Below are 22,537 nucleotides of genomic sequence, written 5' to 3' on the forward strand. Positions count from 1 at the left end.
TTTTTTCTTTGTCGAGGAATTGGGGCGGGTCCTGTCAGCTCGACGATGAAAACCCCTTCTGAACTCGGCCGGAAGGGGCAGGAGGCGATTCCCCGGTCTGCGCCATGTCGCGTAGCACCTCCGCGACGAGCTCCTTGATGCCGTCCAGCGCCTCATGCGGCGTCGGTGCCAGGAACGACAGCGACGGGAACTCCGCGGCGAGCCCGACGAACTCGCGGTCCTCTTCCGACCAGTCGGCCCGGTACCGGTAGTGCTGCGGCCGACGTCCCTCGGGGCCGTGCACGTCCGGGCAGTCTGCGAGGCAGCAGCCGCACACTGGTGTGTCGTCGCCGCCGACGAGGAGGTCGGTGACGCTGGTGCACTCGCAGTCCGGGCATCGGCATGGCCGCATCGGCTCGCCCTCGTCGAGCACCTTCATGGCGTCGAGGGTATGGCCAGCCACCGACACGTCGCTGGTGCTCGACTGCGGCGATCCAGAAGGCGGGCTCATGACCGAGGGGCGGCCTCGGATTGGCGTCGCCGTCTGGTGTACTTCTGCGGTAGCGGTCGGGGGACCGCGGTGGAGGGGGAACCGTGGCGAAGCGATCACCGATTCTTCAGGCATGGAACGATGCGCTGCGACCCGCGTGCAAGAGCCGCGGCATGCGGTTTGTCAGCGCGACGGGGTTCGTCCTCGACGACGTCTACGTGACCGAACTCTTCTACCCGCAGGTGTTCCACCCGGACCGGGACCCGGACCGGGTGCGGATCACCTGGACGGTGGAGATCAAGCCGCTTGCCGTCGACGAGATCCTTTGGGCCGCTTTCATGCCCGACGAGGTGATGGGGCGGCAGATGCGGATCAACCGCCGAGTCAACGGCGCCTTCAAGGTGCAGCCGTTGCGGATCGGCACCGGCCACCGGGACATTCCGGCGACCGGCGAGCCGGAGTGGGATCCGGTGCTCGACGAGTTCGACCGCGTACGTGGTGAGTTCATCACCGCGCACCCCACCGCCGCCGACTACGCGGCCGTCGTGGAGCAGTCCCCCGACGGCATCGCCCCCAACCGGGCCTTGACCCGCACCGTCACCGCGCTGATCGCCGCCGGGCGTAATGCTGCCGCCGCGGGGTTGGCGGATGAGGCGATCGCCCGCGGTGAGCGGGGCGGGATGTCCTCGACGGTCGACGTGCTCAAGTACCTGGCCGCCTACGCGAAAGGCCCTGCGGCGTATGCCGCGTTCACCGACAGCCTCACCCCGACCCACGACTACCAGGTGCTGTGCGAGACCGACCGCACCATCTCCAGCGATCTGATCCGTGAGCACCACCGGGGCATCATCGGCCACCACCTGCGCAGCATGGACGGCGCCGACCCGTGGGCAATCGTGCTCAGCGCCCGCCCACCGCGCGGCGTACCGGCCGACTTCTCGACGTCGCTGTACCTGCAGGCCGCCGGCACCGCCGAGGCCATGGCGATCGAGTTCTGCCGGCCCGGCGGAGCCGACATCGGTGCCGTGTCGGTGCGGTCGGTAGTCGGCCACCCGCACAGCGGCCCCGTCGAGCTCGACGTCGACGTCGTGTTGCCACGCAGCGTTCAGACGATCAGCCGCCACGAGGTGTTCACCGCGGACGAGGCCGCGGACATGTTCGAGCGGTTCTACCGGACCGACACGATCGGTGACAGTTACACGCTCCGCCCAGTGGAGGGCTACACAGCCGAGGGAGGGTGCATCGACATGCGAGGAGCCATCTGATGGACGTACTTCTGTCCCACAAGCTCTTTGGTGACTGGACCGACGGCCACCGGCACCGTGCTGTGTTGGTCGACGCCGATTTCGCACCGGACAGCGAGGCGTGGGTGGAGGAGCTGCTCACGGGCGCTCTCGCCGCGATGGCGAACGCCGGCGTTGAGGTGACCCGCACGCCGCTGCGTAACGCCGACGGCAGGATCTACCTCACTCTCGACGGGCAGGAGATCATGGCGCTCGACGTCGACAACGGTTCGCTCCACGACGGAGTGCACGGCATCCTCGGCCGGTTCGACGCGATCGCCGCCGTCCGTGGTCGTCGCGAGCGCTGGAACGTCTGCGGAGACCCGGTCGGGGTCGGATACTTCGTCACTCCCGAGGAACTCGTGACCCCGGCGGGAGTCGACGTGCGTGAACTCGACATCGGCGAGCCCTGGTACCGAGCCCGTCCCGACTGACGTGCCGATAGCCGTAGGCACTGTCTTTTCCAGATTCATCAGGGGCGCTACATGACTCGCTGTTCGACGTTCAGTCGTGCGGCCTGAGTCCCATCTGGGTCAGACGTTCATCTACGACATCTCGGCCGAGGAGTCGAGTTGCACGTGTCAGTAGCTCAGCGGCCTGTTCGGGGTCCACGGTCAGGCCACCGTCGCCGGTGAGAAGCATCAGCGCGGCGACGAGTGCCGCCTGTCCGTGGTCGGCCTCGGCAGCCTTGAGATACCACTGCAGGGACATCTCGGCGTCGCGCGTCAGCCCGTTCGTGCCAGCGCCGTAGAAGGCACCGAGGTTGTACTGCGCGCGGGTACTGCCCAGATCGGCGGCCCAGAAGAACCATCCCAACCCGGCGCCTTCGTCGCGAGGTAGGCCGATGCCGGCCTGGCGCATCAGACCCAGCTCGAATGCAGCATCAGCGTTGCCGAGGTTCGCCGCGGCATGGAACTTGTGCACCGCCGCAACCGGGTCTGCGGGGACGCCGAAGCCGGCGTTCAGCAGGTAACCGATGAACACGAGGATGTCGGCTCGCTCGGGTACGGAGTTACCTAACATCTCCGCGCGCTGCCAGACCTCATCGGCGAGATCGGTGCGCCTGGCGAAGTACGCAGTCTGTGCGAGCTGCAGCGAAGCTTCGGGGTGTCCGAGCAGTTCGGCCAAGCGATACAGCTCGATCGCGCGGTTGTCATTCTTGGGGAGGAGAGGCGCGCGCCACGTCCCGCCGTTCCGGTACAGCGCAGCCAGCTCCATGTAGGACTCTGCCAGGCCCGCGTCGCCCGCACGCTCGAAGCCCAACACCATCACATCCGCGGCGTCGGGCGGCAACAACCCGGCGCGGTGTTCGTTGCGCACGAAGGCCGCCGACAACTCCCGGGCGTCCTCGAACAAACCCTGCGAGTCCGAACCCGGATCGGACAGCGTCTGCATCAACTTCGTGTACGCGACCGACACCACCGCGTCACGATAGCGGTTCCTGCGGCACGCTGGGCTACTGGTATTCGTCGTCGCCAACAGCCGGACGGGCTTTACTGGAACTTCTGGTGGAACTGAGGGTTTCGAGCGAAAGCGCGACCGCGATTTTGTGGCGGCCGCGTGCTCAGGTCCACCCTCGTCGTGAACCGAGTGATGCCCGTAGCGCGCAGCCCGCGCGGCAGGTACGAGACGGGAGTTGGGATCGGTAGCGATGCACCGCGTGGTCCGCTTGTCCGGTAAGGAAGTCGACGAGGAGGACGGACATCGTGTGGTGGATTATTCCGCTGGTGGTGATCGTGTTCGACGTAGCGATCTTGGCGATCTTCGTCATCGCCAAACGGAGGCATCGCGGGGATGGCTCGCGCCGCCGAAGCGGGCTGGGGTCTGTCGCCGGTGCCGGCGGTGCCGCAGCGTTCTGGGCGGCCGGCGCGGACTCCGGTTTCAGCGACGGAGGGCATGGGGGGCACGGGGGATGCGGTGGTGGAAGTAGTTGTGGTGGCGGCGGAGGTTGCGGGGGCGGCGGTTGCTGATGATCACGCTGCGAAAGGGTGGCGCCCGACGTGCCGCCGGGCAGGTGATCGCCGATCTGGAATTGCCGGAGGCCGTGTTCAGGACCTGCCCGTGGCAGCCGCGTGAGCGCATCGAAACCGGTCTGCGTCAGTGGTTTCGATGCTGCGCCGTAGCGCTGCGCGACGGTCAGGTCATTGGGATGCCCTCACGCGCGGTCGATGAAGCCTGGCACGGCCTGATCCTGTGCACCGCGCGCTATGCGGCATTCTGTGACGCCGCCTATGGGCAATTTCTGCACCACCACCCCGACGGCGGTGCGCCGCCCGGAGCTACGGCGACCGGCGAGTGCATGGATGGACAGCTGCGCCGCACCGTCATCGCTTGGTCCATGATCGCCGGGCCGGGTGAGCGGTGCGTCCTGTGGGATCTGGACTCTCGTCTCGGGCTTGATGAGCCGTGGGGTGTGAGTCCGCGACGGGTCGCGGAAATCGAAGCGGCACTGAGCAGTCGGCGCGGCGCCGAGTCGGGATGACGACCCCGAACTACCCCGACGCCGCCCGACGCACCTCGGCCTCGCCAGAGACCGATTCCAAGCTGTCACCGACATAGACCGTCACCACGGCCGTGGCCTGGAACAGCCCGTAGAAGTCGTCGGTCCGGGCGAATGTGTGTGCGCGGGAGAACAAGGGCTGCACGTCGAACACCTTCACCCGAAGCTTCTCGCGGGTGAGTCTGCCCAACTCCCGGCCGGATTCGGGATCGGTGATCACCTGATCCGACTCGGACTGCACGGCGAAGATCATGCCGGGCGTCACACCCGCCTCGGCCCCACGGTTGATCACCAACGTGTAGTCGTCCTCGATGAGGGCGACCTGACCGGAGAGGGTGTGCTCGGTCATGAGACGGCCAGGGAAGTGTTTTCCCGCAGGGTCTTTGCCGCCGAGCCGGCCCGGATGCGCGGCCGCGAGTCATGGTCGTCCACAGCCAGCAACGCGTCGACGTGGCTCGCTGTGTCCTGTTCCGTGCCGAGCGTGAGCTCGACGGCGGTCTTGGCCTGGAAGAGGGCGATCATTGCATGTTGTTGACGCTCGGCACCGAAGGCGTTGAGCGCGAGTGTCAGCTTCTTGTCGACGTATTCGATCGAACGCTGTAGGTCTGAGACCGGTGCGGCAACGGCGGGGACCGCCGCACTCGGCGCGGACTGAGTGCCGAGTCCGCTGTACCAGCGGTGTCCGAGCACGCCGAGGGTGACCGAGCACAACGGAACCACGACGACGATGCACACCAGGGCGACAGCGCCGTCCAGCGCGATCGCGCCGACGATGCCGAGAAGCGTGAAAATGCCCATCAGGGTCAGCACGCGAACGGCTGGAGGCACCGCATCGATCGCCAGTGCCAGCTGTCGAACGGTGCGGGCGACATACCGGGCAACGCCGGCAATGAACCCCATGATGGCGGTGACGGCGTTGCGCGCGATCCGGCCCACCTCATCGGCTTGCTCACGCGTGACGGGGGATTTGGGCATCGTCCAGACGCGCTGCTGCGGAGTCGGCGCACTGGCGACCGTTTCGGGTTCAGTGCGCACCTCGCCGGCCTCCGGGGTGGATGTCGGGGGCACCGGGACAGCGTTGGTCACATTCGCATCATCAACCACATCTGCATCATCGCGCCGTTTGCTCTCGATGCTGGTTCCGGCGCGCCGACGATCCGCAATTTCACCGTCGGCAAAGGTGAACCTGGTGGGGACGGCGAGTAACAAGTTCCGCTGGTGCGGGGCGAATCACTTTTCAGCCGGGCTGGCGCGGGATATGAATCAAGGGTGAGCAACCATCATGTGAACCTGACTCCGCAGGAAGATTCGTTGATCGCCGAGAGTCATCCAGACGCTCTGGCCCGCATGGATGAGAAGGCGCTGAAGGATCTGCAGAGTCGGCTGAGGCAAGCGCGTGAGAAGAACTTCAGCTTGTTGCGCCGCCAGGGGGCGGCCCGCGTCGAGGCCGAAGGTGCCCGTGGCGCTGCACAGCCGGCCAACGAGAAGCGCGGTGAAAAGGTCGATGTCTTCGACGAGGCGCTGGCCCGGGTCGGTCAGCGGTTGGAGGACGTCAGCGACACCGAATAGGAGTCGACCGACTTTCCTGCGAAAGTCCTGTTGGTAGTGCTTTGACGGGTCGAGCCTGCGGTAGCGTCGTTAGCGGTTCTAGGTAATCCGGCGATGTCCGATGGCAAGTAGGGAGCGGCGAGTGGATCTCGGAATCTGGGGCGACCTGACGATCCTTGCCGGCGTGATGGCCGTGACGTTCGGTGCTTGTGTGTTCGTGTACATCGGCCGGCTGGAGAAGAGAACCCCCGCGTCGTTGGGCGAGAAGGTCGGCGCCCACAAGGCGGTGCTCGCCAAGCTGCGCAAGCGTGAACCGATGTCGCGGGATGAGTTCGACTACGCGACCGAGCTGGTGAACGACGCTCGCTCGCCGCTTGCCTACGCGATGCCGGCCGTCCTGTTCACCATGGGCTTCTTCTATGTCGTCGGCTGCATGTACATGCTGCATCGCGATGGCGGCAATCCGTCATTCCGGACGTTCATCGGCGGCATCCCCATGTTGACCTCGATGAACATCGCCGCTCAGCTTCGCCGGGTCGCGGGGCTGAAAGGGAAGCTGCGGGATGTCGAGGTGACGGACGAGCCGTCTGACGAGCTCAGTTCTGCTGCGAGAGGCTGACTTCCGTCACTTCGGGGACGGAGCCGCCGCGTCGTCGTCCTCCCACAGTAGAAGCTGGCGAACCGAGGCGCGTGATCCGTACGGCTGCAGCATCTGGCTCGCCGGCCGCGGCCGGATCCGCAGTGGCCACCAGAACCACCGGCCGAGCAGTGTGGCAATGGACGGCGTCATGAACGACCGCACGATCAGCGTGTCGAACAGCAGACCGAGGGCGATCGTGGTGCCGATCTGACCGAGGACCCGAAGGTCGGCGAAGATGAACGACGCCATGGTCGCGGCGAAGACCAGACCGGCCGAGGTGACCACCGCGCCGGAGCCGGCCATCGATCGGATGATGCCGGTGTTCAACCCGGCATGTATCTCCTCCTTGAAGCGCGAGACCAGGAGGAGGTTGTAGTCCGAGCCGACCGCCAACAGCAGGATCACGGCCAGCGCCAGCACGATCCAGAACAGGTCGATGCCGAACAGGTCCTGCCAGATCAGTACCGAGAGCCCGAACGAGGCGCCCAGCGACAGTGCCACGGTCCCCACGATGACGAGTGCGGCGACGATGCTGCGGGTGATGAACATCATCACCAGCAGGATCAGGCTGAGCGCGGCGATGGCGGCGATCATGAGGTCGTATTTGGCGCCGTCCTGAATGTCCTTGTAGGTCGCCGCGGTGCCGGCGAGGTAGATCCTTGATCCGGCCAGGGGCGTGCCTTTGACGGCTCCCTGGGCGGCGTGCCGGATGGCATCGATGTGCGAAATGCCCTCCGGTGTAGCGGGATCGCCGTCGTGAGTGATGATCATGCGGGCGGCCTTGCCGTCCGGAGACATGAACAGCTTCATACCGCGCTGGAATTCGGGGTTGGTGAATGCCTCCGGCGGTAGGTAGAACGAGTCATCGGTTTTCGAGGCGTCGTAGGCCTGGCCCAGCGCGGTGGCATTCTCCAGCGCGGCCTCCGTCTGCGCGTTGATGCCCGAGTTCGTGGCGAAGTTGGTCATGGTCAGGTCGCGGTTGGTCTGCTGGCTGGCGATCTGAGGCGGGATGAGAGCGAGCAATTTCGGTTGCAGCGCATCCAATTTCGAAATGCTCCCCGAGACGTTGGCCAGCTGGTCGGTCAGTTCGTCGATACCGTCGAGCGCATCGAAGACCGACCGCAACGCGGCGCACATGGGAATGTCGAAACAGTGCGGCTCCCAGTAGAAGTAGTTGCGCAACGGGCGGAACTGATCGTCGAAGTCGGCGATTTTGTCGCGCAGGCTCTGCGCCGTGGCGACGGTCTGCTGGAAGGCCTTGGCCTGCTCGTCGGTGACGGCGGCCGACTGTTGCTGCAGGGCGTACTGCTGACGCAGGATGTCGATCGAATTGTTGATCACACCAACCTGTTTGAGCAGATCAGCGGTGCGGGCCTGCTGAAAGGGCAGGTTGTTGATCTGCTGTGCGCTGCCCGCGCTGATCTGGAACGGGATCGACGTATGGTCCAGTGGGGTACCGAGCGGGCGGGTGATGGACTGCACCTGGGCGATGCCGTCGGTGTGGAAGACGGCTTTGGCGACGCGTTCCAGCAGGATCATGTCGGTCGAATTGCGCAGATCGTGATCCGCTTCGATCATCAGCAGTTCGGGATTGAGCCGGGCCTGTGAGAAGTGGCGTTCGGCGGCGGCGTAGCCGACGTTGGCCGGAGCGCTGGCAGGCATGTATGGCCGCGCGTCGTAACTCGTCTGATAACGCGGCAGGGCGAGCAGGCCGATGAGGGCCACCGCGATCGTCACCGCCAGGATGGGTCCGGGCCAGCGGACGATCGCCGTCCCGATGCGTCGCCAACCCCGGGTGCGCATCGCGCGGGCAGGCTCGAACAGACCGAAATGGCGGCCGATGACCAGCAATGCCGGCGCCAGGGTCAACGCCGCCACCACTGCGACCAGTACGCCGGTGCCGGCGGGAATACCGAGGCTCTGGAAGTACGGGAGGCGGGTGAACGTCAGGCACAGCACCGCCCCGGCGATCGTCAGACCTGAACCCAGGATGATGTGTGCGGTTCCGTGGTACATCGTGTTGAACGCGGCGATGCGGTCCTGCCCGGCATGACGCGCTTCGTGGAACCGGCCGAGGATGAAGATCGCGTAGTCGGTGCCGGCGGCGATGACCAGCAGCGTCAGCAGATTGGTCGAATACGTTGACAGCTCGATGATCCCGGCGTTGGCGAGCACCGCGACGACACCACGGGATGCGGTCAGCTCGATCATCACCGTGAAGATCACAAAGAACACCGTGGTGAGCCGGCGGTAGAGCGAGAACAACATCACCGCGATGACCCCGATGGTGATCAGCGTGGTTTTCAGGGTTCCGTGGCGGCCCACCTCGAACTGGTCGGTGACCAGGGGAGCGGCGCCGGTGACATAGGCCTTGACGCCCGGTGGCGGCGTCGTCTGGTTGACGATGTTGCGCACCGAGTCGACGGACTCATTTGCAAGTGACTCACCCTGGTTGCCGGCGAGGTATACCTGCACCAGTGCGGCCTTGCCGTCAGTGCTCTGCGAGCCCGCCGCCGTCAGCGGATCTCCCCAGAAATCCTGGATGTGCTGGACGTGCTTGGTGTCCTCGCGGAGCTTCTGGACCAAGCCGTCGTAGTAGTGGTGTGCATCGGCACCGAGCGGTTGATCGCCCTCCAGGACGATCATCGCCGAACTGTCGGAATCGAATTCGTCGAACACCTTGCCGATCCGCTTGGCGGCCTGCAGCGATGGCGCGTCCTGGGGACTCAGCGACACGTTGTGCGACTCGGCGACGGTCTCGAGCTGTGGCACGAAGACGTTCGTCACCACCGCCAGGCCCAGCCAGAACAGTGCGATGACTACTGAGAACCGCCGGATGAGGTCCGGAACCCGGTGGGTGCTCATCCGGACTTGTCCAGGCACGAGGTGTAGGCGTTCAAGGTGTTCACTGTTCTCTCGTCCTTGATCACGTCGTCGATCTTGATCCGGCACCCGATCGAACTGCTGTCGCCTTGGGCTTGGACATTGACGAACACCGCGGGTTGGGTGGTGGTCGTGTCATAGGCCCACGGCAGGGTGACCGCGTCGGCGCGCTGAGGTTGGGCGTTGACGTCCAGGTAGGTGATGGTGGCTACCGTGCCTGGCGGACCGAAGACTTCGATGACCACATGTTTGGGGTTGAACGGGACGATGTCGTTCACCGAACCGCTGGGGGTGGAGGTGACGTCGTGCGACGCGAAGATGCCGTGCAGCCGATTCACCACGAATCCAGCCACCAGCAGCACGACTATCGCCACCAGCACCATCCAGCGTTGGCCGAGTCGACGAATGAACGAAACCCGTTGCATCCGTGACCCTTTCGTAGCGTCGACCAGGCGCGGACGGTAAGGGACAGCTCCTCTAGGACGGCTAATCAACTAGGTTGACGTTATGGCACGCAGCCGGACACCACAACCTTGCGGCGGCGGATTTTTCCTGTGTGAAAGCTGGGAATTCGGATGGCGGGCGAGCCGCGGGAGTTACGTCAGGTACGTTTCGTGCCCGGTGGGGAATCCACCGCCGTTGGTGGCGATGTGAACGTGGTCGAAGTGGTTGGCGGTGACGCCGCCGCGGTCCGACATCATTCTGGGAGCCCTGCCGCGGGAGTAGATCTGTTGCCGGAAGATCACGTGGTTCACACCGAACCGATCGGCGTTGTCGAGGACGTATCCGACGATCTTGTCTCCGAGCGCTTTACCTTCCGGGGTGGCGTAGTTCGGGATCATCACGTCGATCGCCTGCCCGTTCGGGTGCCACTTCATCGAATCGGCCCGGACCCCGCCGATGTCCAGAATCTGGGGGAACCTCGCGCTGACCGCGCGGGCGGCCAAGATGGTCTCGACCTGCAGGCCCTTTTCGGAGGCCCGGCCGGCGGGTAGCGGAAACCTCATGTTCCGGCGAACGGCCCGCTCGGCCGGGACTGCCGGGGCGGCAGGGGTGACGACGGGCTGGACGGCCGCTGCCGGCACGACCTCGGTGTCGCCCTGGGTGGCCGGCGCGGTGTCTGCGCCGACGACGATGAGTGCGGCGGCAGGCACGACGACCGCAGCCATGGCTGCAGACCGGCGACGCCGATCCTTTTTCAACTGGTGTCTACCCACGAGGACCGGACCCTACCGGCGGGGCCGATGATCACCGGAATCGCGAAGTTCTCTGGTGCTGTCGATGGCAACCAGTTCGGCGGTCAGGCGTCAACCATTGCTTGACGAGCCCGGGAGTCGGGAGAGTCGGAGGCGAGCAATGGGCCGGCTCCGGTAAAATGGCAGGTCAAGCATCATTGCACAGCCGTCCTACCGGCTAAATTTCAGGGTGCCGGTTCGATGTTCGCGGTGGCGGTGGCCCATCTCGATCGGAGTGACCTGTGCCCAGGTGGGCAAAATTTATGGCATTTACCACACCTGTCGGTCAACAGTGCCTCCGGAGCAGCTGACGACGGCGTAATTTGAGCGAATCTGGCCCGTCGAAAACGGGGAGGCGACCCATGACAGATGTCGACTGTTGCGTAGTGGGTGCGGGGTTCGCGGGCTTGACCGCGGCCCTGCGGCTGAAGCAGTCCGGCCGCTCCGTGGCGCTGCTTGAGGCACGTGACCGGGTCGGTGGCCGCACCTTCACCGAGGTGCTGCCGGACGGCACCTGGATCGACCGAGGAGGGGCCTGGATCGGACCGGGACAGGACCGCATCAAAGCGCTGATGGACGAGTTCGGCGTCGAGGAATACAAGGAGTACGTCGACGGCAACGCGATGATGGTCATGGACGGTAAGCAACACCGCTATTCCGGCACGATTCCGTGGGCGATGAGTCCGTGGGCGATCGCCAACCTCGGCGCCGGACTGCTCGAAGTGGAGCTGATGTGCAAGACGATTCCCTTCGATGCCCCGTGGGAGGCGAAGAAGGCGGTCGAGTGGGACCGGATCAGCCTGGGCGAGTGGATCAACCGTCATATGCGCTCCAAGCAGGCGCGCGAGATGCTCGACATGGCGCTGGCGGGCGTCTACACCTCGGCGGGATCCGAGGTGTCGTTGTTGTGGGCGCTGCACCAGATGGGGTCGGGCGGCGGGCCTGGATTTGTCATCTCCAATCGGGGCGGGGCCCAGGATGCACGGGTGCGTGGTGGCATGGGGGCCGTCTACGGGCCGATGGCCACCGAACTGGGTGAGGCGCTGCATCTTTCGCAACCGGTTCACCTCATCGCCCAGGAGGACGACGGCGTGACGGTCCATGCCGACGGCATGACAGTGCGGGCCAGGCAGGCGATCGTCGCTGTCCCGTTGGCCGTGGCGAGTCAGATCACCTATGAGCCAATGCTTCCCGTCGACCGGATGTTTCTCCATCAACGGATGCCGAGCGGTGCGGTCTTCAAGATCTCGGTCGTCTACGACACGGCGTTCTGGCGGGCCGACGGGCTGTGCGGGCAGTCGGCGGCACCCGGCAGTCCAGCGACACTGACCATCGACGCGTGCACCGACACCGGCACCCCGGGGATCATGTGCGTCATCACCGAAGGCCCTGCCGCCCGGCGGCTCGGTCTGCTCGATGCTGCGGAACGCAAATCCGTGGTCATCGGCGAGTTGATCGACCGCTTCGGTCCGAAGGCCGCCTCTCCGATCAGTTACCACGAGCAGAACTGGACAGTGGAGCGTTACTCGGGCGGCGGGATGATCAGCCACGCACCGCCGGGTGTACTGACCGAATTCGGCCATGCCCTCCGGGAGCCGTGCGGGCGCATTCACTGGGCCGGCACGGAGAGTTCGGCCGTCATGTGTGGGTGGATCGACGGCGCGGTTCGCTCGGGCGAGCGCGCGGCCGCGGAGGTGTTGGCCGCCGAGAGCGTGGCGGCCGCGTAATAAGCCCGCGTAGCGCGTTGACGGGGGTTACCGTGCAATTCGGACCAGCCTGCGGCGAGGTGATGTCGAGTGCACAGCGGTGAGTCGGAGAGTCGGCAGACGCTCACACTCGACGAGTCCGTGCTTGCCGACGCCGAGGAACAAGATCGGCCGATCGTCGATTTCCTGCGGGCCACACCCGGCCGGATAGCGGTGCTGGCCGTCGTACTGGTGGCGGCAATTCTGGTTGTGGGCGTGGCGGCGTCGGCGATGGAGTCGAGCCGGCAACGCCAACTGGAGTCTCTGCGGTCGCACACCGAGCCGCTGGCCGACGCGGCGCAACGGATCTACAGTGCGCTGTCATCGGCCAACACCACCGCGGCCACCGCGTTCCTGGCCGGTGGCGTCGAACCGCGCGAGGTCCGTGAGCGTTACGACGCGTCCGTAGGGGAGGCGTCGGCCGGTCTGGTCACCGCATCGAATGGGGTGTCGCCCAACGACATCCGATCGCTGACGCTGCTCACCGACCTGTCCAACCAACTGGCGGTGTACACCGGCATGATGGCGACTGCCCGGGCGACGAACCGCGGGGGCCGCCCGATCGGCGTGGGGTACCTCAGCGAATCGTCCACGCTGCTTCAGGAGTCCATCCTGCCCGATGCCGAGCAGCTGTACCGGACGCAGGCCGAGGCTGTCACGGCGTCGGGACGGTCGGCTGCCACACCCTGGGTGTTGATCGCGGCAGCTGCGCTCGTGGTGGGGTTGTTGGTGGTGGCGCAGGTGTTCCTCGCCAGGCGCAGTCATCGGCGCCTCAATCCGGGTCTGGTGGTGGCATCGGTGTTGATGATGGTGCTCGCGGTGTGGTTGGCAGTGGCCGGGCTGGTGGTGACGAAGGCGGTCGACAGCGCCCGCACCGAAGGCGGCGAGCCATTGGAATCAGCGGTGGCTGCTCGGATTCTGGTCCAGCAGGCCCGCGCCGATGAGATCCTCGGGCTGCTCAAACGCGGGTCCGACCCACTCTCCGAAGTCCGATTCGAACAGCGCACCACCGATGTCAGCCGGCTACTCGACAAGCACCCCGTGGACGGGGCACAAGAAGCACTACGGCGCTGGAAGGCATCGCACGCCGAGGCCCGAAGACTGTTGAGCCGAGGCGATTACACCGGAGCGGTGGTGATCGCGAGGGACGGCGGGCCGCAGCACTCCACGGCCCAGTTCGGCAGGCTCGACACGGCTTTGGGAACCGACATCGGCCGCCTGCGCGATCGGCAGCGCGACGGGATCACCCGCGCCTACGCGGCGCTGAGTGCGCTTCCCGCCGGTGCCGCAGCCATCAGTGTGCTGGCCGCACTTGCGGTTGCCGCCGGTGTCGCGCCGAGACTGAGCGAGTACCACTGATGCGCGCCGTCGCCGGAATTGTCCTGCTCGCCGCGACCGTGGTGGCCGGATGCGCCACGGCGCAGCCACTTGTCCAGGTGTCCGCCTCGCTCACCACGGTACCGCTGCCCAGCGGCGCCGCCGTTGCGTCACGGGTGTCAGGCGTGCCGGTCGAGAGTTGCGATGCTACAGCGAGTTTGCGTTCGTCGACGGTGTCCGGCCCCGCCGTTCAGGCGATCCGGCGGCGGGGCCGACTGGTGGTCGGCATCGACCAGAGCACCAACCTGATGAGTTTTCGCGATCCGGTTTCGGGTGAGCTGCAGGGCTTCGACGTCGACATCGCACGTGAGGTGGCCCGCGATCTGCTCGGTGATCCAGGCAAGGTGGAGTTCCGCCTGCTGACCTCACCCGAGCGCATCAGTGCGGTGCAAGACGGGGCCGTCGACATCGTCGTGAAGGCGATGACGATCACGTGTGCTCGCGCGGAGCAGATCGCCTTCTCGACGGTGTATCTCGATGCGCAGCAGCGGTTGCTGGTGCCGAAGGATTCGCCGGTCGAGGGGCCGGGAGATCTGGCCGGGAAACGCGTTTGTTCACAGGTGGACACCACCTCGCTGGCCACGGTCGCCCGGGTGGCGCCCGAAGCGACCCTGCTCGCGGTTCAGAATTGGGACGACTGCTTGGTGGCGCTGCAGCAGGGGCAGACCGACGCGGTCAGTACCGACGACTCGATACTGGCCGGCATGGCGGTCCAGGATCCCAACCTGCACCTGGTCGGCCCAAGCCTCGAGGGCGAGCCCTACGGCATCGGGATGAACAAGTCCCGCGATGATCTGGTCCGCGCGGTCAACGGGACCCTGGAACGGATAAGGCGGGACGGGACCTGGCTGTCGCTGTATCGCAGGTGGCTCAACGTTCTGGGCGCTGCGCCGCGTCCGCCGGAGCCGAGGTACCGGGACTGACATGGCAGGGGAAGAGGGCACACGAGCCGTCCTGGTGACCGAATCGACACCGGTCAAGGCCGAGGGGACGACAACCCGTCCGCGGCTGCGTACCGGCCGGCGGCGGGTCGGCGACGGCCTGGTCGAGGTCCCGATTCGGGAGGATATCGAACCCGCCAGTGCCATCCTCACCAATCCGGTTGTTGCCGAGGCGAAACGGGAGTGCCCGGACTGTGGGCGTCCGGTGGGACGGGGGAGTGCCGGACACCCCGGCCCCTGCGACGGGGTGTGTCCGGATTGCGGCGCGGTGTTCTCGTTCTCACCGCAGCTGGAGGCCGGGGAGTTGGTGGCAGGTCAGTACGACGTCCAGGGCTGCATCGCGCACGGCGGTGTCGGCTGGATCTATCTGGCGATCGACCGCAATGTCAGCGACCGGTGGGTGGTGCTGAAGGGATTGCTCCAACCCAGCGGGCAGCAGGCGCAGGAGATCGCTGTCGCCGAACGGCAATTCCTCGCGATGGTCAATCACCCCGGCATCGTCAAGATCTACAACTTCGTCGAGCACCCGGGATTCGATGGTCGTCCCGTCGGTTACATCGTGATGGAGTACATCGGCGGAACGACTTTGGAAGCCATCCTTGCGAAGAAGCAGCCCGCGTCGGGCGGAGAAGCCAGACAGATGATGCCGGTGGAGGAGGCGCTCGCCTATCTGCTCGACGTCATGCCGTCACTGGCGTACCTGCACTCCCTCGGCCTGGTCTACAACGACCTCAAGCCGGACAACATCATGCTCACCGAGGACAATGTCGAGCTGATCGACATGGGTGCCGTGTCGGGCATCGAGGAATTCGGATACATATACGGCACCAAAGGATTCCAGGCACCTGAGATCGTCCGGACCGGACCCACTGTCGCCACCGACGTCTACACGGTCGGCCGAACGCTGGCCAAGCTGACCGTCGACCTGTCCAACGACCGCTACGCCGAGACATTGCCCAGCCGTGACGAGGTGCCGCTGTTCGAAAGGTACGAGTCGTTCTACCGACTACTCGTCCGTGCCACCAACCCCCGTCCAATGCAAAGGTTCTCGTCAGTGGACGAGATGGCCGACCAGTGCCGGGGAGTGCTGCACGAAATCCTCGCCGAGCAGACAGGGGCGCCGTGTCCCCGGACGTCGACGCTGTTCAGCCCGCCACGTTCCACCTTCGGCGCCGATCTGGCGTTGCAGGGCACCGACGTGTTCGTCGACGGCCGGCAGCGCACCGCTGCGCTGGACGCTCGTGCCGTCGCAGCCGCCCTGCCGGAACCCATGCCGGTCGAGGAGCCCGACGAGGACTGGCGAGTCGAATGGGACGACGGGATCGACGGCCTGCAGACCGGTGATCTGGAGGCAGCCCTGGCATGTTTCGAGCGGGTCGTCGCACTGCTTCCCGGCGAAGCAGCACCCAAGTTGGCAGCCGCCGCGACGGCCGAACTGCTGCTCGACACAGACGACGTACGGGATGCGAAACGCTTGTGGCAGTTGGCCGAACGGGCCTACCGAACCTTGTGGCGTACCGACCATGCGATGGTGAGTGCGGCGTTCGGCCTGGCCCGGGTGCTCGCCGGCCACGGTGACCGCGCCGGCGCAATCGAAGTGCTCGACCAGGTGCCGGTGACCTCACGGCATTACGGTGAAGCCCAACTGACGTCGGTGATCCTGCGGCTCGACGGGCGCCCAGGCGCGGAGATCACCGAGGCGGACCTGCGCGATGCTGCGCGGCGGGTGGGCGGACTGCCCGAGACCGAGGCACGCGTGCTGCAGATCCGCGCGTTCGTCCTCGGTATCGCCCTCGACTGGCTCCGCTCCGGCGGTGTGAAAGCCTCCGACGAACCGCTTCTCGACCACCCCTTCGACAACCACGGTCTACGCGTCGGTGTCGAGGAGGTGCTGAGAGAACTCGCACGGCACTCACCGCGGCGCCGTCACCGCTACCGCCTTGTGGACGTGGCGAATTCGATCCGGCCGCCGAGCTGGATGTGAGAGCACGGCACTGTTGGCGGCGCGCGTCCCCTGAATCCCGAACCGGATCTGCCACAGTGACGGGCATGAAGACGCTGATGATCGCCGTGGTGGCAGTTGCTGTCGCCCTCGTCTCGGCTCCGGTAGCAGTCGCCGATGATCAGAGCTTTCTCGCCGAGGTCTCCGCCGTCGGGCTGCCGGTCTCCGATGCCAACCGTGACGTCCTGCTCCAGCTCGGACAGCAGGCATGTCTGACGGCACACGAAGATCCGTCGACGCGTCCCGATGATCTGGCGATGCAGATCGCCGAGGCGCGGTCGGCCTATCCGTTCGACAAGGCCCGGCTCGTGGTATCCGCGGCACTGCACAACTTCTGCCCGGATGTCGCGGTGCCGCCGGGCGCCTGAGTCAGTCGTCCGACCGCGTGACCCCGTGCACCACGGCAACGCAGAGGTCGGCACATTCGGCCGCGAGTTTCTCCGGCGTTTCGGTGGGATTCTCCAGCCAGGCTTCGATGATCTGGTTCACGCCGCCGACCATGAACTGTGCCCCGCGGCGTAGCGCGGCCGGATCCGGAGCGGCCGTGGTCAGTACATCCGGGGCGAGTTGGACGATCAGGCCGGTGATCATCTCCAGGATGTGCGTGCGATGCTCGGTCAGCCCGGCGACGCTGCTGACATCGCCGGTGGCGATGCGGTGGATGTGCGGATCGGCCGCGATGATGTTCAGGAACGCGGTGAGGGCCGAGCGCAGTTTGTCGGTCAGTGTGCCCGGATCGCCGACACCGGCGTTCACCAGCGCAGTCAGCAGCTGATCCCGCACATCGTCGGAAATGGCGTACAGCAACGCGTCTCGGGTTTCGAACTGCTCGTAGAAGTAGCGTGATGTCAGCCCGGCAGCACTGCAGACCGCCCGTACGGTCACCTCGGTGATCCCCGATTCGCCCCAGATCTGCCGTCCGGCGGCGAGCAGCTTGCCCCGTCGTTCCGTGCGGCGGTCGGCCGCACTGACGCCGCCGTAGCCGCGCACCACCTGTACGCGCTTCATTGACATCACCCTACCTGGGGCCTAGATTCTGACTACGTACGTAGTCACTCGCGTGGGGTCTGTACCAGGAGGTCGCCGATGAACGTCCCGGCTCGTCATCCCGACCGGCCCCGTGCCGTTCCCGGCGCCATGCGATCGTTCGCGATGATGCTGGGCATCCGTAACCCCGACGCGCAGCAGTGGCGCAGGCTCGGCGAGCGGCTGACCGTCGGCGACGAGCCGATGGACCGTCTCGTCGAATGGATGTCGTCGGCGGGAATGGCGCAGATGCGTCCCCTGTTCGAAAAGGCGCTCGCCGAAGGCGTCGGCAATGTTCCGGACGCTCCGGAACCGTTGCGCGAGTTCTTCCTCCGCGTGGAGACCGTCCCGGAATGGGTGGACCCGGACAAGCTGCGCAAGGGCCGGCGCGCCCTGCTGCGCGGTGGCTCGGACGGCATGTCGATCGCGCGGGATGTCTCACTGCTCGGCGGTTACCAGTTCTCCGGATTCAACAAGACGCTGCTCCGTACGGGCGCCCTGGAAAAGGGTTCGAACAAGCGGTTCGCCGAAACGATGCAGTGGGCGATGGACGTCATCTCCGACGGAGGTCTCGAGCCGTTGGGCGTCGGTTACCGGTCGACCTTGCACGTCCGGTTGATCCACGCTTTCGTGCGGCGACACGTGGCGGCGATGCCGGACTGGCGCGCCGAAGAGTGGGGCTTACCGGTCAACCAGACCGATATGGCCGCGACGTTGGTCGGCGCACTCGTCGCGCCTCCGGTGGCTTCACTCGCGATGGGAATCGTCCCTGCACCAGGCGAACTCGACGCCATCGCCCACCTGACCCGCTACGTCGGCTGGTTGATCGGCGTCGAGGACGAATGGCTGCCCCGCAGCTTCCGGGACAGCATCCGCGTGCTCTATCACACCTCGACCGCACTGGCAGTTCCTGACGAGACCACGCAGCAGCTGTCGGTTCCGATGGCGCAGGACCCCCTGTCATGGCACTACAGCGGGGTCCGGAGCCTGCGCCGCCGCCTGGCGTGGGCCCAGCATCTGTCGATCACCAGCGCGTTCCTCGGCCCGAGCGCCATGCGCATGTTGGGCCTTCCGACTTACATGCCGCCGTGGTATCCGTTGTTGAGGCTTCCGGTCAACCTGATCCGCAGCGCCTCGGCGATGGCGTCGCCGGGCGGCATGGAACGCGCGGTCTCCAGGGGACAACGCGAGCAACAAGCCCTGCTACGCACGATCATCGGCGACGGCGCAGCCAACATCGGTGAGTCGGCAGTTCACGTGAGCAGCGCAGCCTAGCGGCTCATCGAGCCTATGAAGTAAGACTCGTGCCCGGTGGGATATCCACCGCCGTCGGTGGCGATGTGGACGTGGTCGAAGTGGTTGAGGGTCTCGTTGCCGTAGTCGGCGGTCCAATGGGGCGCGCCGATCCCCGGATAGAGGCCCTGGCGCCAGATCACGTGAAGCACACCCCAGCGCTTGGCGTTGGCCAATGCGAAACCGGCGATCTGATTGCCGAGGGCGATGCCCTCTTTGGAGTGATAGTTCGGGATCATCACGTCGATCGCGAGACCGTTGGGGTGCCACTTCAGCGCATCTTGGCGATACCCGCCGATCGTGGTGATCTCGGGGAACATCACGGCGATGGCGCGGGCCACCCAGATCGTCTTGACCTGGAGCCCACCCTCCGGGGCCGGGCCCTTCGGTAGGGAGAACTGGAAATCGCGGGCCACGACGGGCGCACTGGCCGCCACCAACTCGGCTTGCGCGGCGACCGGAGCCGGTTGCTGGCTGGTGGGCGGTGCTGCGGCCGGGACCTCTGCGCAACACTTCGGCGCGGTGTTCTGCGCGTACACCATGCCCGCAGCGAGGGTGACGGAGGCGGCAAGCGCCAGCAAGCGTCCCCGGCCGCCGGCCAACAGTCGTTTCCCCACGGCAGCAATCTACTGCTGTCAGCGCCGCGGCGGGCGTTCTTCGCGATCCGTGCGCCTATTGTTCGTTAGCTGTCAGCCCACGCCCTCGGTCGGGTAGGGGTACCGGGCGGGTCGGGAAATGTGTTGTCGACGTAGCTGCGCAGAGCCGCATCGGCGGCCGCGAGGGGCTGCATCATCCGCCGACGATGATCCGGCCTCCTACACTGCCAAGATGCTCACACGGGCGCGGATGGCGGCCGCGACGCTAGTGGTGGTGCTCGGACTGGTCTCCCTGGTTCATGTGCTCTACATCGGGTTCGGACCCCTGCCTGACCGGGCAGAACGTCAACTCGGATTCCTTGACTCAGCCCTGGGATCAGGTCGTGACACCGAAATGCAGGCCCTGTTCCCGGAGGGCGAGTACTTCACCAGGGTGCTGACCGGTCTGGCCGAGGCTCAGGTCGCCGCGCAGCTCGGCGCAGACCCGCGATCCGCCGGTTATCTGGCCCGGGCCAGGACTCGGCTCGCCGCCGTCGAAACCCCGGAATCTGTGGCGGTTTTCGGCCGTGGAATGGCCCCGGAGCACGGGATTTTCGCAGCGGGCTGGTCACTGGCGCTGGCTGTCGCCATCGCACGGGCATCGGACTCTGACTCCGACCGTGCAGCAGTGCGGGATCGGGCCGACGTCGTGCATTCGGCTTTGGCGCAGCCGGATTCGCCGTTCCCGGCCAGTTATCCAGGGCAATTCTGGCCGTGTGATTCGGTCGTGGCAGCGGGAGCCCTCGCCCAGGCGATCTCGCTACTCGATCTGCCATGGCGCCAGGATCTGGCCGACTGGCGCGAGCGGGCGTTGGCCGCGGCCGATCCGGACACGGGCCTGCTGCCGCACCAGGTCGATGCCCGCGCTCACGCGCTCACCGGACCACGGGGGTCTTCACAAGCCATCGTCCAGACCTTCTGGCCTTCGGTCGATGACGTGGTCGGAATCAAAGACGATCAGTGGCAGCGCTTTTCAGACAGGTTCGTCACGAGCAAGGCTGGTCTGGCCGGAATTCTGGAGTACCCGTCCGGCACCGGCGGCGACGCGGACGTCGACAGTGGCCCATTGATCTTCGGGGTGAGCCTGAGTGCCTCGGCGGTCGGGTTGGCGGCGGCGCGAGCCAACGGCGATCGCGACCTGGCCGGCCGGCTGACTCGGCAGGTCGAGCTGCTCGGGGCACCAGTGGGTATTCGCACCACGCGGTATCTGTTCGGAGGTCTCCCCGTGGCTGATGCGTTCATCGCGTGGGCGCGCACGGTACCCGCGAATGAGGTGGCGCTGAATGCGGGCTCGGGGCGGCCGGCGTGGTTTGCGGCGTGGGCGGTGCCCCCGGCGTTGTTGCTCGCGGCGGGCCTGATGCTGTGGCCACGAAGGCGGCGGCCGGGAAAACAAGGTAGGACTACGCATCCCTCACCGGCCCCGTGCCCGGCAGACTGAACCCATGGCAAGTCCTGATGTGGTGCCGTCGGTAGACGCCGCGAGCCACGACACCAAACCAGAACGCGACCGTGCCGTCGATGTGGCACGCCTGGGCGCCCTGCTCGTGGTGATGTTCGGGCACTGCGCACTGCTGCTGGCGACCATCGACTCAAGCGGTGTGCGGGTCGGCAACATCCTCGGCGCCTTGCCCGCGCTGGCCCCGGTCACCTGGGTGCTGCAGGTGATGCCGTTGTTCTTCATGGCTGGTGGGGCCGCAGGTGCCTACAGCTGGCGCGACGGACGGCCCTGGGGTGAATGGCTGCTCGCCCGCGCCCAGCGGCTGTGCCGCCCGGTGTTCTGGTACCTGGCGATGTGGACGGTGGTCCTGCTGGTGGTGCGCGCGACCATGGGTGCCGCATCCGCATCAGCCCTCGGGCGCGAATGTGTGGCGCTGCTGTGGTTTCTGGGCGTCTATCTGGTGGCGCTCGCGTTCGTTCCAGCGCTGATGCGCTTGACTACCGGCCGGGCGCTGGCGTGGGTGATCACCGGACTGCTCGCCGCGTCCGGGGTGGTGGATGCCATCCGGTTCGCAGTCGGTACGCCAGAGGCCGGCACCGCCAACCTGATCATCGTCTGGCTGATTCCCGTCGTGATCGGGGTGGCCTACGCGCGGCACCTGATCTGTGCGCTGCGGGCGCTGGTAATCGCGGTCGTTGCCTTCATTGTGCAGGTAATCGTCGCTCTCACCGGCATTTACGACGTTTCCCTGGTGGTCACCGGAACCGAGCGGGTGTCCAACGTGTCACCCCCGACTCTGCTGCTGGCGCTGCACTGCATCTGGATGCCGTGCCTGTTCATTGCCGCCGCAGCCCCGATCCGGCGCTGGGCGGCCAGGCCCCGGGTCTGGCGCGTGGTGGCGACGGGCAACGGGGGAGCGATGACGCTGTACCTGTGGCACATCCCGGTGATCGCGATCGCCGCGTTCAGCCTGCACGCCGTCGGTCTCGATGCTTTCAACCCGCATGCTCCGGGCTTCTGGGCCCACCTCGCCCTGCGCGCAGTGGTTTTCGCCGTTCTCATGGCGATCGCTTTCCGGCTGCTGTCACCGCTGGAGCATCGGCCGTTGCCGTGGTGGGACAGCCGAGTTCAGGTTCGGGGCGCGCGGTCGGTGTTGACCGGTGTGCTGCTGTGCGTGGCCGGCGCCGCGTTGACGCTGATGGCCAAGAACGGGCTCGACGGTGCGCTGGGCTGGTCGGCGCTCGGCGGATTCGCCTTCGCATGCGTCGCTGCGCGGGCCACCGCGGGGCGGGCGGCTTCGTAACGTCGTGCAACGGAATATGTCGTGTAACGGAATTGTCGTGCAACGAAATTGACTCACCCTGTGGATGAATCGTGCGCTGTGGATAACCCCTCGGCGTGTCAGTGGATCGGCGTAAGATAGAACACATGTGCTACTCCTCATGTTCTTGTGGGTAGTTGAGGGTTCAGGCCGCCGAGGCAGAGGTAGATCATTGAGGTCAGTGCTTTGGCGGAGTGGTGT

The 22,537-nt window shown here is 66.1% G+C and carries 22 protein-coding genes; 13 read left to right on the forward strand and 9 right to left on the reverse strand.

Translation table 11 applies throughout. The features are described 5' to 3' along the window. Positions 1-34 precede the first annotated feature (34 nt). Complete coding sequence (locus AC4ELS_RS11690) at positions 35-442, reverse strand: hypothetical protein (RefSeq protein WP_498887968.1); 408 nt, start codon at positions 440-442, stop codon at positions 35-37. Between the two features lie 200 nt (positions 443-642). Here AC4ELS_RS11690 and AC4ELS_RS11695 point away from each other — a divergent pair, with 200 nt between their 5' ends. Then, on the forward strand, positions 643-1,734 hold the full coding sequence (locus tag AC4ELS_RS11695) for a hypothetical protein (protein ID WP_499047483.1): 1,092 nt from the start codon (positions 643-645) through the stop codon (positions 1,732-1,734). Then, complete coding sequence (locus AC4ELS_RS11700; protein WP_499047485.1) at positions 1,734-2,186, forward strand: hypothetical protein; 453 nt, start codon at positions 1,734-1,736, stop codon at positions 2,184-2,186. The genes AC4ELS_RS11695 and AC4ELS_RS11700 overlap by 1 nt, the downstream gene beginning before the upstream one ends. A 70-nt stretch (positions 2,187-2,256) precedes the next feature. On the opposite strand, the gene AC4ELS_RS11705 is transcribed toward AC4ELS_RS11700, so the two are convergent. Beyond that, positions 2,257-3,174 carry a tetratricopeptide repeat protein gene (locus AC4ELS_RS11705; RefSeq protein WP_499047487.1) on the reverse strand — a complete coding sequence of 306 codons (918 nt, stop codon included), beginning with the start codon at positions 3,172-3,174 and terminating at the stop codon, positions 2,257-2,259. A 547-nt stretch (positions 3,175-3,721) separates the two neighbouring features. Here AC4ELS_RS11705 and AC4ELS_RS11710 point away from each other — a divergent pair. Further along, a complete protein-coding gene (locus tag AC4ELS_RS11710) occupies positions 3,722-4,234 on the forward strand; it encodes a UCP032817 domain-containing protein (protein WP_498887976.1) in 513 nt (170 codons plus the stop codon). A 10-nt stretch (positions 4,235-4,244) separates the two neighbouring features. Here AC4ELS_RS11710 and AC4ELS_RS11715 read toward each other — a convergent pair whose 3' ends face one another. Together AC4ELS_RS11715 and AC4ELS_RS11720 are read right to left on the reverse strand one after the other, a co-directional pair. Next, a complete protein-coding gene (locus tag AC4ELS_RS11715) occupies positions 4,245-4,601 on the reverse strand; it encodes a hypothetical protein (RefSeq protein WP_498887978.1) in 357 nt (118 codons plus the stop codon). Then, positions 4,598-5,338 (reverse strand): hypothetical protein, encoded by a 741-nt coding sequence (locus tag AC4ELS_RS11720; protein WP_498887980.1) that lies wholly within the window; start codon positions 5,336-5,338, stop codon positions 4,598-4,600. The genes AC4ELS_RS11715 and AC4ELS_RS11720 overlap by 4 nt, the downstream gene beginning before the upstream one ends. Positions 5,339-5,521: 183 nt before the next feature. Here AC4ELS_RS11720 and AC4ELS_RS11725 point away from each other — a divergent pair, with 183 nt between their 5' ends. Continuing rightward, entirely contained in the window at positions 5,522-5,821 is a 300-nt protein-coding gene (locus AC4ELS_RS11725) for a hypothetical protein (protein WP_448447019.1), read from the forward strand. Positions 5,822-5,942: 121 nt separating this feature from the next. Further along, positions 5,943-6,419, forward strand: coding sequence for a hypothetical protein (locus tag AC4ELS_RS11730; RefSeq protein WP_448447021.1), 477 nt, complete (start codon positions 5,943-5,945; stop codon positions 6,417-6,419). Positions 6,420-6,425: 6 nt separating this feature from the next. Here the strand turns inward: AC4ELS_RS11730 and AC4ELS_RS11735 are convergent, their stop codons facing one another. The 3 genes from AC4ELS_RS11735 to AC4ELS_RS11745 form a co-directional block, all read right to left on the reverse strand. Continuing rightward, the gene (locus AC4ELS_RS11735; RefSeq protein WP_499047489.1) at positions 6,426-9,305 is read right to left on the reverse strand and encodes an MMPL/RND family transporter; all 2,880 of its coding nucleotides are present in this window, start codon (positions 9,303-9,305) and stop codon (positions 6,426-6,428) included. Beyond that, positions 9,302-9,748 carry an MmpS family transport accessory protein gene (locus tag AC4ELS_RS11740; protein ID WP_110777536.1) on the reverse strand — a complete coding sequence of 149 codons (447 nt, stop codon included), beginning with the start codon at positions 9,746-9,748 and terminating at the stop codon, positions 9,302-9,304. The genes AC4ELS_RS11735 and AC4ELS_RS11740 overlap by 4 nt, the downstream gene beginning before the upstream one ends. Positions 9,749-9,919: 171 nt before the next feature. Further along, on the reverse strand, positions 9,920-10,492 hold the full coding sequence (locus AC4ELS_RS11745) for a VldE C-terminal domain-containing protein (protein WP_499047491.1): 573 nt from the start codon (positions 10,490-10,492) through the stop codon (positions 9,920-9,922). Positions 10,493-10,920: 428 nt separating this feature from the next. On the opposite strand from AC4ELS_RS11745, the gene AC4ELS_RS11750 reads away from it, so the two are divergent. The 5 genes from AC4ELS_RS11750 (at position 10,921) to AC4ELS_RS11770 (ending at position 16,991) form a co-directional block, all read left to right on the forward strand. Next, positions 10,921-12,285 (forward strand): flavin monoamine oxidase family protein, encoded by a 1,365-nt coding sequence (locus tag AC4ELS_RS11750; protein WP_064957724.1) that lies wholly within the window; start codon positions 10,921-10,923, stop codon positions 12,283-12,285. 69 nt (positions 12,286-12,354) lie between these two features. Next, positions 12,355-13,662 (forward strand): GlnX family signal transduction membrane protein, encoded by a 1,308-nt coding sequence (locus tag AC4ELS_RS11755; protein ID WP_499047493.1) that lies wholly within the window; start codon positions 12,355-12,357, stop codon positions 13,660-13,662. Continuing rightward, positions 13,662-14,603: a glutamate ABC transporter substrate-binding protein gene (locus AC4ELS_RS11760; RefSeq protein WP_499047495.1), complete on the forward strand. Its 942-nt coding sequence runs from the start codon at positions 13,662-13,664 to the stop codon at positions 14,601-14,603. Before AC4ELS_RS11755 ends, AC4ELS_RS11760 begins: the two co-directional genes overlap by 1 nt. Position 14,604: 1 nt before the next feature. Next, the gene (locus AC4ELS_RS11765; protein ID WP_498887986.1) at positions 14,605-16,605 is read left to right on the forward strand and encodes a serine/threonine-protein kinase; all 2,001 of its coding nucleotides are present in this window, start codon (positions 14,605-14,607) and stop codon (positions 16,603-16,605) included. A 65-nt stretch (positions 16,606-16,670) separates the two neighbouring features. Then, the gene (locus AC4ELS_RS11770; RefSeq protein WP_448447034.1) at positions 16,671-16,991 is read left to right on the forward strand and encodes a DUF732 domain-containing protein; all 321 of its coding nucleotides are present in this window, start codon (positions 16,671-16,673) and stop codon (positions 16,989-16,991) included. A gap of 1 nt (position 16,992) precedes the next feature. Here AC4ELS_RS11770 and AC4ELS_RS11775 read toward each other — a convergent pair whose 3' ends face one another. Then, a complete protein-coding gene (locus tag AC4ELS_RS11775) occupies positions 16,993-17,631 on the reverse strand; it encodes a TetR/AcrR family transcriptional regulator (protein WP_055120257.1) in 639 nt (212 codons plus the stop codon). A 78-nt stretch (positions 17,632-17,709) separates the two neighbouring features. Here AC4ELS_RS11775 and AC4ELS_RS11780 point away from each other — a divergent pair, with 78 nt between their 5' ends. Next, positions 17,710-18,924: an oxygenase MpaB family protein gene (locus AC4ELS_RS11780; RefSeq protein WP_498887989.1), complete on the forward strand. Its 1,215-nt coding sequence runs from the start codon at positions 17,710-17,712 to the stop codon at positions 18,922-18,924. Here the strand turns inward: AC4ELS_RS11780 and AC4ELS_RS11785 are convergent. Then, on the reverse strand, positions 18,921-19,568 hold the full coding sequence (locus tag AC4ELS_RS11785) for a VldE C-terminal domain-containing protein (RefSeq protein ID WP_498887996.1): 648 nt from the start codon (positions 19,566-19,568) through the stop codon (positions 18,921-18,923). The two genes, AC4ELS_RS11780 and AC4ELS_RS11785, sit on opposite strands and share 4 nt — an antisense overlap. A gap of 202 nt (positions 19,569-19,770) precedes the next feature. Here AC4ELS_RS11785 and AC4ELS_RS11790 point away from each other — a divergent pair, with 202 nt between their 5' ends. Together AC4ELS_RS11790 and AC4ELS_RS11795 are read left to right on the forward strand one after the other, a co-directional pair. Beyond that, positions 19,771-21,015: a hypothetical protein gene (locus AC4ELS_RS11790; RefSeq protein WP_498887991.1), complete on the forward strand. Its 1,245-nt coding sequence runs from the start codon at positions 19,771-19,773 to the stop codon at positions 21,013-21,015. A gap of 4 nt (positions 21,016-21,019) precedes the next feature. Beyond that, positions 21,020-22,318 (forward strand): acyltransferase family protein, encoded by a 1,299-nt coding sequence (locus AC4ELS_RS11795; protein WP_499047497.1) that lies wholly within the window; start codon positions 21,020-21,022, stop codon positions 22,316-22,318. Positions 22,319-22,537 lie beyond the last annotated feature (219 nt).

It is taken from the genome of Mycobacterium shunyiense (genome assembly GCF_058270035.1).

What these genes read in the sequence shown, in the direction of transcription:
- AC4ELS_RS11745 (WP_499047491.1), bottom strand. Translation starts at nt 10,492, where the DNA reads ATGGCTGCGGTCGTCGTGCCTGCCGCCGCACTCATCGTCGTCGGCGCA.
- AC4ELS_RS11780 (WP_498887989.1), top strand. Translation starts at nt 17,710, where the DNA reads ATGAACGTCCCGGCTCGTCATCCCGACCGGCCCCGTGCCGTTCCCGGC.
- AC4ELS_RS11770 (WP_448447034.1), top strand. Translation starts at nt 16,671, where the DNA reads ATGAAGACGCTGATGATCGCCGTGGTGGCAGTTGCTGTCGCCCTCGTC.
- AC4ELS_RS11700 (WP_499047485.1), top strand. Translation starts at nt 1,734, where the DNA reads ATGGACGTACTTCTGTCCCACAAGCTCTTTGGTGACTGGACCGACGGC.
- AC4ELS_RS11790 (WP_498887991.1), top strand. Translation starts at nt 19,771, where the DNA reads ATGCTCACACGGGCGCGGATGGCGGCCGCGACGCTAGTGGTGGTGCTC.
- AC4ELS_RS11760 (WP_499047495.1), top strand. Translation starts at nt 13,662, where the DNA reads ATGCGCGCCGTCGCCGGAATTGTCCTGCTCGCCGCGACCGTGGTGGCC.
- AC4ELS_RS11735 (WP_499047489.1), bottom strand. Translation starts at nt 9,305, where the DNA reads ATGAGCACCCACCGGGTTCCGGACCTCATCCGGCGGTTCTCAGTAGTC.
- AC4ELS_RS11750 (WP_064957724.1), top strand. Translation starts at nt 10,921, where the DNA reads ATGACAGATGTCGACTGTTGCGTAGTGGGTGCGGGGTTCGCGGGCTTG.
- AC4ELS_RS11740 (WP_110777536.1), bottom strand. Translation starts at nt 9,748, where the DNA reads ATGCAACGGGTTTCGTTCATTCGTCGACTCGGCCAACGCTGGATGGTG.
- AC4ELS_RS11775 (WP_055120257.1), bottom strand. Translation starts at nt 17,631, where the DNA reads ATGAAGCGCGTACAGGTGGTGCGCGGCTACGGCGGCGTCAGTGCGGCC.
- AC4ELS_RS11695 (WP_499047483.1), top strand. Translation starts at nt 643, where the DNA reads ATGCGGTTTGTCAGCGCGACGGGGTTCGTCCTCGACGACGTCTACGTG.
- AC4ELS_RS11765 (WP_498887986.1), top strand. Translation starts at nt 14,605, where the DNA reads ATGGCAGGGGAAGAGGGCACACGAGCCGTCCTGGTGACCGAATCGACA.
- AC4ELS_RS11715 (WP_498887978.1), bottom strand. Translation starts at nt 4,601, where the DNA reads ATGACCGAGCACACCCTCTCCGGTCAGGTCGCCCTCATCGAGGACGAC.
- AC4ELS_RS11710 (WP_498887976.1), top strand. Translation starts at nt 3,722, where the DNA reads ATGATCACGCTGCGAAAGGGTGGCGCCCGACGTGCCGCCGGGCAGGTG.
- AC4ELS_RS11795 (WP_499047497.1), top strand. Translation starts at nt 21,020, where the DNA reads ATGGCAAGTCCTGATGTGGTGCCGTCGGTAGACGCCGCGAGCCACGAC.